This is a genomic window from Pseudomonas sp. RW407 (genome assembly GCF_003176655.1).
GTDB lineage: Bacteria > Pseudomonadota > Gammaproteobacteria > Pseudomonadales > Pseudomonadaceae > Pseudomonas > Pseudomonas delhiensis.
The window spans coordinates 1177743-1188924 of sequence record NZ_QGSL01000106.1 but is presented as its reverse complement, the minus strand read 5'-3'; the positions used below and the strand labels follow the sequence as shown (position 1 = coordinate 1188924).

At 67.1% G+C, this 11182-nt stretch carries 10 protein-coding genes; 5 read left to right on the top strand and 5 right to left on the bottom strand.

Features of this window, described 5'->3' with window-relative positions; translation table 11 throughout:
- From DK254_RS34575 to DK254_RS22100, 3 genes are all read right to left on the bottom strand, one after another.
- A partial coding sequence (locus DK254_RS34575) for an XdhC family protein (protein ID WP_218281432.1) occupies nucleotides 1–1030 on the bottom strand: 1030 nt, incomplete at its 3' end.
- 17 nt (nucleotides 1031–1047) lie between these two features.
- Nucleotides 1048–2097 carry an NAD(P)-dependent alcohol dehydrogenase gene (locus DK254_RS22105; protein WP_109935485.1) on the bottom strand — a complete coding sequence of 350 codons (1050 nt, stop codon included), beginning with the start codon at nucleotides 2095–2097 and terminating at the stop codon, nucleotides 1048–1050.
- Nucleotides 2098–2208: 111 nt separating this feature from the next.
- Complete coding sequence (locus DK254_RS22100; RefSeq protein ID WP_371921178.1) at nucleotides 2209–3186, bottom strand: alpha/beta hydrolase; 978 nt, start codon at nucleotides 3184–3186, stop codon at nucleotides 2209–2211.
- Nucleotides 3187–3401: 215 nt separating this feature from the next.
- Here DK254_RS22100 and DK254_RS22095 point away from each other — a divergent pair, with 215 nt between their 5' ends.
- On the top strand, nucleotides 3402–4307 hold the full coding sequence (locus DK254_RS22095; RefSeq protein ID WP_109935483.1) for a LysR family transcriptional regulator: 906 nt from the start codon (nucleotides 3402–3404) through the stop codon (nucleotides 4305–4307).
- A 175-nt stretch (nucleotides 4308–4482) separates the two neighbouring features.
- Nucleotides 4483–5700 carry an MFS transporter gene (locus DK254_RS22090; RefSeq protein WP_109935482.1) on the top strand — a complete coding sequence of 406 codons (1218 nt, stop codon included), beginning with the start codon at nucleotides 4483–4485 and terminating at the stop codon, nucleotides 5698–5700.
- Between the two features lie 43 nt (nucleotides 5701–5743).
- Here the strand turns inward: DK254_RS22090 and DK254_RS22085 are convergent, their stop codons facing one another.
- On the bottom strand, nucleotides 5744–6976 hold the full coding sequence (locus DK254_RS22085; protein ID WP_109935481.1) for an NADH:flavin oxidoreductase/NADH oxidase family protein: 1233 nt from the start codon (nucleotides 6974–6976) through the stop codon (nucleotides 5744–5746).
- Nucleotides 6977–7302: 326 nt separating this feature from the next.
- On the opposite strand from DK254_RS22085, the gene DK254_RS22080 reads away from it, so the two are divergent.
- A complete protein-coding gene (locus DK254_RS22080; protein ID WP_109935816.1) occupies nucleotides 7303–8202 on the top strand; it encodes an acetoacetate decarboxylase (ADC) in 900 nt (299 codons plus the stop codon).
- Between the two features lie 30 nt (nucleotides 8203–8232).
- On the opposite strand, the gene DK254_RS22075 is transcribed toward DK254_RS22080, so the two are convergent.
- Nucleotides 8233–8679 carry a MerR family transcriptional regulator gene (locus DK254_RS22075; protein ID WP_109935480.1) on the bottom strand — a complete coding sequence of 149 codons (447 nt, stop codon included), beginning with the start codon at nucleotides 8677–8679 and terminating at the stop codon, nucleotides 8233–8235.
- Nucleotides 8680–9166: 487 nt separating this feature from the next.
- Between DK254_RS22075 and DK254_RS22070 the strand changes: the two genes are divergently transcribed.
- Together DK254_RS22070 and DK254_RS22065 are read left to right on the top strand one after the other, a co-directional pair.
- Nucleotides 9167–10327, top strand: a complete 1161-nt coding sequence (locus DK254_RS22070) for an NAD-dependent formate dehydrogenase (protein WP_109935479.1) — start codon at nucleotides 9167–9169, stop codon at nucleotides 10325–10327.
- The coding region (locus DK254_RS22065; RefSeq protein ID WP_177412104.1) for a Dyp-type peroxidase at nucleotides 10324–11182 on the top strand (859 nt) is incomplete at its 3' end. The genes DK254_RS22070 and DK254_RS22065, both read left to right, overlap by 4 nt.

Here is an 11182-nt window from a genome sequence, read left to right as displayed (position 1 = left end):
GGGAGAGGGCCGGGGTGAACCGCAGCGGATCCCTGGCGTGCTTCGCCCGGGACACGGAAAGCTCGTCGGGCAGCGACACGTCGTTCTTGGCGGCGAGGACCTCGGCCATGACGCTGACCGCTATTTCGGGCGGCGTCTTGCTGCCGATGTAGATACCGATCGGCCCGCGCAAGCGGCGCAGCGACGCCTCCGTCTCGCCGAAATGCTCGATCAGCCGCGCTCTCCGGCTCTGGCTGTTGCGCCGCGAGCCGATGGCGCCGATGTAGAAGGCCGGGCTCTGCAGGGCCTCCAGCAAGGCCAGGTCGTCGAGCTTGGGGTCGTGGCTGAGCGCGATGATGCAGGTGCGCAGGTCGGGCGAGAACGCCCTGACCACGTCATCGGGCATGCCCCTGGCCCGCTCCACCCCCTCCACGCTCCAGGCGTCCAGGTACTGGGCCCTGGGGTCGCAGATGGTCACCTTGAAGCCATTGAACAGCGCCATGGTGGCGACGTACTCGGCCAGCGCGCCCGCCCCGATCAGCAGCATGCGGTAGCCGGGCCCCAGGGTGTTGACCATGCGCCTGCCGTTGAAGAGGAACTGCTCCGGCGTCGAGGTGCCTTCGACGGTCACCTGCCCGCTATTCAGGTTCAGGATGCGCCGCGCCAGGCTGCCCGCGTCGAGCCGTGCGAGCAACCGCTCCAGCGCCGACAGGGACGGCATGAACTCGAGCACCAGCTCCAGCGTGCCGCCGCAAGGCAGGCCGAAGCGATGGGCTTCATCGGCGCTGATGCCGTACTGCACGAGGGCCGGCAAGGCTTCCGGCAGGCCGTCGCCACCATAGGCGGTGGTATAGCGATGGATCAGGTCATCCTCGATACAGCCGCCGGAAACGCTGCCGGCCACCCGGCCATCGTTGCGCAGCGCCATCATCGAGCCCACCGGCCGTGGCGACGAGCCCCAGGTGCGCGCCACCGTCACCAGCAGCACCCGTTCGCCGGCGGCAAGCCAGTCGCGGGCGGTACGCAGGACCAGCAGATCGATGCTTTCCATGGGGCCTCCGGGAAAAGTCAGCCGTCCAGGGTGGCGTTGTCGATCACGAAGCGGTACTTGACCTCGCCGCGGAGCATGCGCTCGTAGGCTTCGTTGACCTGCTCGACGCGCACCAGCTCGATGTCCGCGACGATGCCGTGCTCGGCGCAGAAGTCGAGCATCTCCTGGGTCTGCGGGATGCCGCCGATCATCGAGCCGGCGAGCGTGCGGCGCTTCATGATCAGGTTGAAGACGTTGGGTGAGGTATGCGGCGAGGCCGGCGCGCCGACCAGCGTCATGGCGCCGTCGCGCTTGAGCAGCACCAGGAAGGCGTCCAGGTCATGGGGCGCCGCTACCGTGTTCAGGATGAAGTCGAAGCTCTTGGCGTGGGCCGCCATCGCCTGTGCATCACGCGATACCACGACCTCGTCCGCACCGAGCTGCAGCGCCGCCTCGCGTTTGCCCTGCGAGGTGGTGAAGGCCACGACGTGGGCACCCATGGCATGGGCCAGCTTGATCCCCATGTGCCCCAGGCCGCCGATGCCGACCACGCCGACCTTCTTGCCCGGCCCGGCGCCCCAGTGGCGCAGCGGCGAGTAGGTGGTGATGCCCGCGCACAGCAGCGGCGCGACCGCCGCCAGTTGCGCCTCGGGATGGCGGATGCGCAGCACGTAGCGCTCATGCACGACTATCGCCTGGGAGTAGCCCCCCTGGGTCCAGCCGGGGGCGTCCGGCGTCGGGAAGTTGTAGGTGCCGACCATGCCGTCGCAGTAGTTCTCCAGGCCGGCGTCGCAGTCCTCGCAGTGCTTGCAGCTGTCGACGATGCAGCCCACGCCGACCAGGTCGCCGGGCCTGAAAGCGGTGACCTGCGCGCCGACCGCCGCCACCCGGCCGACGATCTCGTGGCCGGGCACGCAGGGATAATGCGTCCCTTCCCACTCGGAACGCACCTGGTGCAGGTCCGAGTGGCAGATGCCGCAGAAGGCGATGTCGATCCGGACGTCGTGGGCGCCGGGCAGGCGCCGGGTGATGCTAAGCGGCTCCAGGGGCAGGTTGCCCGCCCGGGCACCATAGGCTCTGACTTGCATTGAAGAATCCTCCTGCATTGCGTGAGGTTCATTTTCCCGGTGGAGCCGATCGAAGCTGTAGACCATTCCGCTGGTTTTCTTGCCTGATCCTCCAAGGCCTCCTCCCGGCGGCTACTTCAGGTTGTCGCGGAAGAAGCGGCCCAGCTTGTCGAAGGGGATCAGCTCCACGCGGTCGTAGAGGTCGACGTGGCCCGCGCCGGGGACGATGTACAGTTCCTTGGGTTCGCCGGCCAGGCGGTAGGCCTCTTCGCTGAACTCCCGGGAGTGCGCCTCTGCCCCGGTGATGAACAGCATGGGGCGCGGCGAGATGGTCTCGATGTCGTTGAACGGGTAGAAGTTCATGAACTTGGCGTTGCTGCTCAAGGTCGGGTGGGTGGTCAGCTCCGGCGAGGCGCCCGCCGGGGTGAACTCGCCGCGCGGGGTGCGGTAGAAGTCGTAGAACTCGCGCTGGATGGCGGGCGTGTCGGGGCTGAGTTCGTGCACGGTCCCGCTGGTGTACAGCGTCTTGCCGCCGCTGAACTCCACGTAGCGCTGCTGCGCCGCCGCGGCTATCACCTGCTTGCGCTGCTCCAGCGTCTGCCCGTGCCTGAGCCCGTTGCGGTTGGCCGCGCCCATGTCGTACATGCTGACGGTGGCGATCGCCTTCATGCGCGGGTCGATCTTCGCCGCGCTGATGACGAAGCTGCCGCTGCCGCAGATGCCCAGCGCGCCGATCCGCTCGCGGTCGACGAAGGGCCGGGTGCCCAGGAAGTCCACCGCGGCGCTGAAGTCCTCGGCGTACAGGTCGGGCAGCACGGCATTGCGTGGCTGGCCCTCGCTGCCGCCCCAGAAGGACAGGTCCAGGGACAGGGTCACGAAGCCCTGCTCGGCCAGCTTCTGCGCGTACAGGTTGGCGCTCTGCTCCTTCACCGCGCCCATGGGGTGGCCGACGACGATGGCGGGGGCCGTGGCGCCCTCCCCCAGGCCCTTGGGCAGGAAGAGGTTGCCCGCCACGTTCAGCTGGTACTGGTTCCTGAAGACGACCGGCTGCACCGTCACCTTGTCGCTCTTGTAGAAGTTGTCTGCACCCTTGGACATATCGGCTCCCATGGCGGTGAACGAAGCGAGTAGCAGTCCAAGCAACACGATGAGTCTTTTCACCGGACCCTCTCTATTCGGTTGGCGGGCGGCGCGCGCCCCTGGTTGAAGAACCCCTCTGGCGAGGGGATGGGGGCATTCTCGCGCAGGCGCGAGCCATTGATTATGTAATGAATGCTTAATGCGGTTATAAACTGGGCTAATCAGTTGATTCAGCGGAGCGCGGCATGGCCAGGCACAACTTCAACGACCTCATGGCCTTCGTGGTGGTGGCCCGGGAAGGCAGCTTCACCCGGGCGGCGGCGCACCTGGGGGTGACCCAGTCCGCCGTCAGCCAGGTCGTCTCCGGGCTGGAGGCGCGGCTGGAGATCCGCCTGCTGACGCGCACCACCCGCAGCGTCTCGCTGACCGCCGCCGGCGAGCGCCTGCTGCAGGCGATCGGCCACCGCTTCGACGAAATCGAGTCCGAGCTGGACGCCCTGACCGAGCTGCGCGACAAGCCGGGCGGCACGGTGCGCATCACCTGTGGCGACCACGTCCTGAAGACGACGCTGCTGCCCAGGCTGATGCCGCTGCTGCGGGAATACCCCGACGTCCGCCTCGAGTTCGACATCAACTACGGCTTCCGCGACATAGTCGCCGACCGCTTCGACGCGGGCGTGCGCTTCGGCGAAACCCTCGACCGGGACATGATCGCCGTGCCCATCGGCCCCGACCTGCGCATGGCCGTGGTGGCGGCGCCGTCCTACTTCGCCGACAACCCCATCCCCAGGACACCCAGCGACCTGGTGGGGCACCGCTGCATCAACATCCGCTTTCCCACCTATGGCGGCGTGGATGCCTGGGAGTTCGAGCGGCGGGGCAAGAAGCTGAAGGTGCACGTGGACAGCCAACTGGTGTTCAACACCACCGTGCACGTGGCCGACGCCGCGCTCGCCGGCGTGGGCATCGCCTACCTGCCGGAGGAGGAGTTCGCCCCCCACCTCGCCGAAGGGCGCCTGCAGCGGGTGCTGGAGGACTGGTGCCCGGCCTTCTCCGGCTACCACCTCTACTACCCGAGCCGGCGCCAGCCCTCCCCGGCCTTTTCCCTGGTGCTCGACGCGCTGCGGATGGAGCGCCGGCAAAGGCGCTAGCGCGCTTGGCGCACGGATCGAAGCATTGATTAGGTGGGCTTATAGCCGCTTTAAGCATTGATTAGCTAGTCATGGCCGCCCTTCTACGGGAGCATTCATCCACTAAAAAGTCACCCGCCGCCGGCGAAGGCCACGCCCTTCATTGCCGGCGCGCCCACAGCCCCAGAAGAAGTCCATGAAAGCCCACACCCTCGATGCCCCCGCGGGCACCGCCGCCACCCCGCAACAGACGCAACCGGCCTACTGGAGCGGCGTCTTCGCCATGTCGCTGTGCGTCTTCGCGCTGATCGCCTCCGAGTTCATGCCCGTCAGCCTGCTCACGCCCATGGCCGCCGACCTGGGCGTCAGCGAAGGCATGGCCGGGCAAGGCATCGCCATCTCCGGCGCCTTCGCGGTGCTGACCAGCCTGTCGATCTCCGCGCTGGCCGGCACCCTCAACCGCAAGACGCTGCTGCTGGCGCTGACCGGGGTGATGGCGCTGTCCGGCGCCGCGGTCGCGCTGGCGACGAACTACCTGGCCTACCTGCTCGGCCGCGCGCTCATCGGCGTGGTCATCGGCGGCTTCTGGTCGCTGTCGGCGGCCACCGCCATGCGCCTGGTGCCCGCCCGGCAGGTGCCGCGGGCGCTGGCCATCTTCAATGGCGGCAACGCCCTGGCCACCGTGGTGGCGGCGCCCCTGGGCAGCTACCTGGGCGCGGTCATCGGCTGGCGCGGCGCCTTCTTCTGCCTGGTGCCGGTGGCGGCGCTGGCCCTCACCTGGCAGTGGGCCAGCCTGCCGTCCATTCCAGCCGGGGAGCGCTCGCCGGGCGCCGGCAATCCCTTCAGGCTGCTGGGCAACCGCGCCGTGGCGCTGGGCATGGGCGCCTGCGGGGCCTTCTTCATGGGGCAGTTCGCCCTGTTCACCTACGTGCGGCCCTTCCTCGAAACGGTGACGCGGCTGGAGGTCTCCACGCTCTCGCTGATCCTGCTGGTCATCGGCGTGGCCGGCCTCATCGGCACCCTGCTGATCGGCACGCTGCTGAAGCGGAGCCTGTTCGGGCCGCTGATCGTCCTGCCGGCGCTGATGGCGGCGATCGCCCTGGCGCTGATCCCCTTCGGCGCCTGGGCCTTCGCCGTCGCGGCCCTGCTGGGCCTGTGGGGCCTGCTGGCCACCGCGGCCCCGGTCGGCTGGTGGAGCTGGATCGCCCGGGCCCTGCCCGGCAACGCCGAGGCCGGCGGCGGGCTGATGGTGGCGGTGATCCAGCTGTCCATCGCCCTGGGCTCCACCCTGGGCGGCCTGCTGTTCGATGGCAGCGGCTACCGCGCCACCTTCGTGGCGAGTGCGGCGGTGCTGCTGCTCGCCGCCCTGCTGGGCTTGCTCACCTCGCGCGCGCAAGCGCCCCGGGGCGCCTGAGCCCTGGCCGACGCGCGCGAGGCCGCGTCGGCCAGGGCCCGGATCAGGCGCTGAGGCTTCTCACCCAGCGCCGATAGCGCCAGCTGCGGACCTGGGTATCCAGCTGCTGCTCCAGCAGCGCCAGCGCCGGCGCGACATCCGGGTTGGCCAGCTTGCCGAGGCTCAGGCGGCGCAGCTGGTGCTTCACCATCGCCATGTAGCCGACCGAGGCCAGCACCTTGTTCTTCCAGGTGATGGGCCTGAGCACGGGCGCGTTGCCGAGCCCGGCCCGCCAGTCCTTCGGCAGATTGGGGTCGATGGCCAGCGCTGTGCCCATGCCCACCATGTCGATGCCGCTGTCCAGCACCTGCTCCGCCACCGGTAGCCGGCGCACGCCGCCGGTGACCATGACCGGCATCCGCGCGACGGACGAGATGTCCTTGGCGAACTCCAGGAAATAGGCTTCCCGGGCCAGGGTGCGGCCGTCGCGGGCCTGGCCGTGCATGGCCGGCGCTTCGTAGCTGCCGCCGGACAGCTCGATCAGGTCCACCCCCAGGGGGTTGAGCAGCGCGATGACCTTCTTCGCATCGTCCGTGCTGAACCCACCGCGCTGGAAGTCGGCCGAGTTGAGCTTCACCGCCACGGCGAAGCTGGCGCCCACGGCCGAGCGGATTTCCCTGACCACGTCGAGCAGCAGCCGGGCACGGTTCTCCAGCGAACCACCCCACTGGTCCGTGCGCTTGTTGGTGATCGGCGAGAGGAACTGGCTGAGCAGGTAGCCGTGCGCGGCATGGACCTGCACGCCGGTGAAGCCGAAGCGTTCGGCGAGCACGGCCGTCCTGACGAAGCGTGCCTGGACTTCGGCGATGTCCTTCTCCGTCATCGCCCGTGGCGGGATGAACTGCCTGGAGAAGTTGCCCAGGTCCATGGGCACCTCCGAGGGGGCGATGGTGTCCTGCTTCAATGCCGCGGGCATCTGGCGGCCCGGGTGGTTGATCTGCATCCACACCTGGGCACCGTGGGAGCGCGCGGCCTGCGCCCAGGCGCCGAAACGCTCGCCGAAGCGCCCGGACTCCAGTACTACCCCGCCCGGCCCGGTCATGGCGCGATGATCGACCATGACGTTGCCGGTGATCATCAGGCCCACCCCGCCCTCGGCCCAGGTACGATAGAGGCGGATCAGCGCCGCCGAGGGGGCATGGTCCCTGTCCGCCATGTTCTCTTCCATGGCGGCCTTGGCCAGGCGGTTGGGAATGACTGCCCCATTGGGCAGGGTCAACGCAGTGAAGGGGGTCATCACGGGCTCCAGGTTGGGCGACTGCGCTACCGTAACCTTGAAGTCAACTTAAAGGTCAAGAGGCTTTTCCACTGCGTCGATGGCCACCTCCTCCCCCACGCATCGCCAGGGAAAAAGCTCCAGGTTCGCCTCTTGACCTTGAAGTTCAGTTGAAGGTTAGGGTGCCTTCCGCAAGCTGCTGGACAGCGTGCCCCAAGCCTCATGCCCACCCCTGGAGACCCTCGACAGTGAAACTCGGAAGTGTTGCCGCAATAGCCGGACTTTTCGTCACAGCCTCTGCCTGGGCTGACGCTACAGCGACGAACAGCCAGCCGGAGACCACCCTCATCGACATCGCCGGCCATGCAGTCCCCGTGGTGAAGGGCGGGCTGTATGACCGCTACCGGTCCAACCCGCCCCTCTCGGTCATCGCCGCCGAGGCGCCGGATGTCGACCTGAGCTGGTTCAAGGGGCTTGCCAAGACGAAGGTGGACATAGGCTTCGAATCCTACTCGCCGAACTTCTACTACAGGAACAGCAGGGTCACCGCCGTCTATACGGCGGACCTGGCGAAGTTGAAGGAACTGATGCCGGCCAGGGTGCTGGAACAGGTGCAGCCGCTGCAGGTATGGCCCGGGCGGGGCCTGGTGGCGTTTACCGCTTATTCCTACCATTACTGCGACAACGACAGTTATAACGAAGTCGCGCTTTCCATCATCACCAACAAGCCCGGCAAGTCCAACCTCGGCCCCATCACGCTGATCGGCCAGTCGCTGTCCAGGGACTATTGGGGCTATGTGCTCAAACTTCCGGTGAATACCGAATTGGCAAGAGTCCGCGGCGTAGTGGGTTACAACTTGCCGAAATGGCTCACAGGCATCGATGTCAGGGAAGACGAGCGCAGTGTGTCCTACGACATAGTCGATAGCCGGACCGGAAAAGTGGATGTCGTGTTCAAGGCCGACAAACTGGCCGCCCTCTCGAAGGATGAAGAGTGGGTCACCAACAGTTTCACCAATACCGACCCGAAGGGTGAACTGACCTATGGCTATGCGGTTTCGCGCCAGCTCAGCCATGCAGCCAGCACTGACGGGGATTCGGCGCGGCTGATCCTCGGCGAGGGGGAACTTTCCGCCTACATCAAGGCGTTGAAGCTTGGAAAGATGATGAAGTACGAATACGTTCCGCAGTTCCAGAGCGCGCTCTATGCGCCCAGGCCGCTGAACACCCTCGTCGGCAAGAACTGACGCCGCGGCGTCAGTTGCAGGTACTCGAAGTCAGGCCCGCATGGCCTGACTTTTCTTTTCCGCCGCCACATCCATTTCCTGGCGCAGACGGTCCAGCACCCGCTGGGTGTTGTCGGCACATTGCATCCCTTCGGGCTTGTTCTCGATGCTCTCGATGGCCACGAGCAACTGCGCCTTGCTCTGCGCCAGGCGCTTCTGCAGCACCTCGATCTCGCCCACCTTGCGCTTGAGCCCCTCCAGCAACTCGTCGTGCTTCCAGCCACTGGCGTTGAGTGGCAGCAAGGGGCGAATCTCCTCCAACGAGAAGCCCGCGCTCTGGGCGCCGGTGATGATCTCCAGGATCACCAGCGTCTCCGGCGCGTAGTCGCGGTAGCCGTTGGCCTTGCGCTCGACCGAGTTGATCAGGCCGCTCGCCTCGTAGAAGCGAATGCGCGAAGGCGCCAGCCCACTGAGCTTCGCCAGTTCTCCAATTCTCATGCAGCACCCTCGGGGAAAGCGTTGACCTTGAAGCTTACTTCAATCCTACAGTGATCGGACGGCCAGGCGATGAAACGGCCCGAGCCGTTCGCGTACTCGCCTGCTCTCGGCTTTGCATGGGACGAAGAGTCCCGGATCGATGCTTCCGAAGTTGAAGAACTTAATATCCTCTGCCATTGGCAAAGAGCCGGGCATGGCTGATCGTATATATCCAACCCTTGACTCTCCTGAATCAACCTCCCGTTCACAAAACACTCTCGATGATATGTCGAAGCCGAAACTGGAAGAGTTCCTGAATAACGGAAGGACGCCAGTAACTGACATCGGCTGAACGCTTTCGGAGAAAACCGTCTTTTCCTGTCTGCAACATTGGCGTGCAAAAGGAAGTTGAACTTTACTGAACCATCTTCCTCGGGCCGATAGTTGGCCTGCGGGAAGTGTGGCTGCCTGCATGCGCGCAGGTGCCGGATGAGAGGAGGTTCCGTCCATGGCAAAGGTGTTGTGCGTTCTCTACCCCGATCCACTGGCCGGCTACCCTCCCCGCTACGCCCGCAGCGACATTCCGCACATCGGCGTCTATGCCAACGGCCAGACGGCGCCGTCGCCGCAACCGCCGCTGGGCTTCACGCCCGGTGAACTGGTGGGCTGCGTGTCCGGCGAGCTGGGCCTGCGCGCCTACCTGGAGCAGGCCGGGCACGAGCTGGTCGTGACCAGCGACAAGGACGGCCCGGACTCGGTGTTCGAGCGCCACCTGCCCGACGCCGAGGTGGTCATTTCCCAGCCGTTCTGGCCCGCCTACCTGAGCGCCGAGCGGATCGCCAAGGCACGCCGGCTGAAGCTCGCCGTCACCGCCGGCATAGGCTCCGACCACGTGGACCTGGCTGCCGCGGCGGCGGCCCACGTCACCGTCGCCGAGGTCACCGGCTCGAACTGCGTCAGCGTCGCCGAGCACGTGGTGATGATGGTGCTGTCCCTGGTGCGCAACTACCTGCCCGCCCACCAGGTCGCCCACGACGGCGGCTGGAACATCGCCGACTGCGTGGCCCGCAGCTACGACGTGGAGGGCATGCATTTCGGCGCCATAGGCGCGGGGCGCATCGGCCTGGCCGTGCTGCGCCGGCTGAAGCCCTTCGACCTGCACCTGCACTACACCCAGCGCCACCGGCTGGCCCCGGCCATCGAGCAGGAGCTGGGGCTGACCTACCACGGCGACGTCGCCTCGCTGGTGGCGGCGGTCGACATCGTCAACCTGCAGGTGCCGCTCTACCCTTCCACCGAGGGGCTGCTGGACGACGCCATGCTCGCCCGGATGAAGCGCGGTTCCTACCTGATCGACTGCGCGCGCGGCAAGCTGGTGGAGCGCGACGCCGTGGTGCGGGCGCTGGCCTCCGGGCAGCTCGCCGGCTATGCCGGCGACGTCTGGTTCCCCCAGCCCGCGCCGGCGGACCACCCCTGGCGCAGCATGCCGTTCAACGGCATGACGCCGCACATGTCCGGCACCTCGCTTTCCGCCCAGGCCCGCTATGCCGCGGGGACCCTGGAAATCCTCCAGAGCCACTTCGCCGGCAGGCCCATCCGCGAGGAATACCTGATCGTCGACGGCGGCGCGCTCGCCGGCACCGGCGCCCAATCCTACCAGTTGAAATGAGCCTGCAAGAGGAACCACGCGTGTCCAGAGCCGTTCCCCAGTCGGTCACCGCCCCGCTCAGCCGGGCCGCCATCTTCCTGGTGCTGACGATCGACCCCGGCCAGGCCGGCGAAACCGCGGTGCGCGCCCTGTGCGCCGACCTGGCGGGCCTGCTGCGGGCCATCGGCTTCCGCGCCCCGCAGGGGCAACTGTCCTGCAACCTGGGCTTCGGCTCGGCGGCCTGGGACCGCCTGTTCGGCCTGCCCAGGCCGCGGGACCTGCACCCCTTCCGCGAAATCCAGGGCGCGCACCACGCGGTGTCCACCCCGGGCGACCTGCTCTTCCACATCCGCGCCGAGCGCATGGACCTGTGCTTCGAGCTGGAGACGCAGATCATGGCCCGGCTCGGCGCCGCCGTCCGCACCGCGGACGAGGTACACGGCTTCAGCTATTTCGATGCCCGCGACCTGCTGGGCTTCGTCGACGGGACGGAGAACCCGGCCGGCCAGGCCGCGACGGACGCCACCCTCGTCGCCGGCGAGGACGAGCCCTTCGTCGCCGGCAGCTATGTCATCGTGCAGAAGTACCTGCACGACCTGGCCCAGTGGAACGCGCTGCCGGTGGCCGAGCAGGAACGGATCATCGGCCGGCACAAGCTCTCCGACATCGAGCTGGACGACGCTGTCAAGCCGAGCAACGCCCACAACGCCCTGACCACCATCATCGAAGACGGCGAGCAGCTGGAGATCCTGCGCGACAACATGCCCTTCGGCGATATCGCCAAGGGCGAGTTCGGCACCTACTTCATCGGCTACGCCCGCTCGCCCCGGCGCATCGAACGGATGCTCGAGAACATGTTCATCGGCCAGCCCCCGG

Coding starts and splice junctions, on each gene's coding strand:
- DK254_RS22105 (WP_109935485.1), bottom strand. CDS start 2,097: ATGCAAGTCAGAGCCTATGGTGCCCGGGCGGGCAACCTGCCCCTGGAG.
- DK254_RS22100 (WP_371921178.1), bottom strand. CDS start 3,186: ATGGGAGCCGATATGTCCAAGGGTGCAGACAACTTCTACAAGAGCGAC.
- DK254_RS22095 (WP_109935483.1), top strand. CDS start 3,402: ATGGCCAGGCACAACTTCAACGACCTCATGGCCTTCGTGGTGGTGGCC.
- DK254_RS22090 (WP_109935482.1), top strand. CDS start 4,483: ATGAAAGCCCACACCCTCGATGCCCCCGCGGGCACCGCCGCCACCCCG.
- DK254_RS22085 (WP_109935481.1), bottom strand. CDS start 6,976: ATGACCCCCTTCACTGCGTTGACCCTGCCCAATGGGGCAGTCATTCCC.
- DK254_RS22075 (WP_109935480.1), bottom strand. CDS start 8,679: ATGAGAATTGGAGAACTGGCGAAGCTCAGTGGGCTGGCGCCTTCGCGC.
- DK254_RS22070 (WP_109935479.1), top strand. CDS start 9,167: ATGGCAAAGGTGTTGTGCGTTCTCTACCCCGATCCACTGGCCGGCTAC.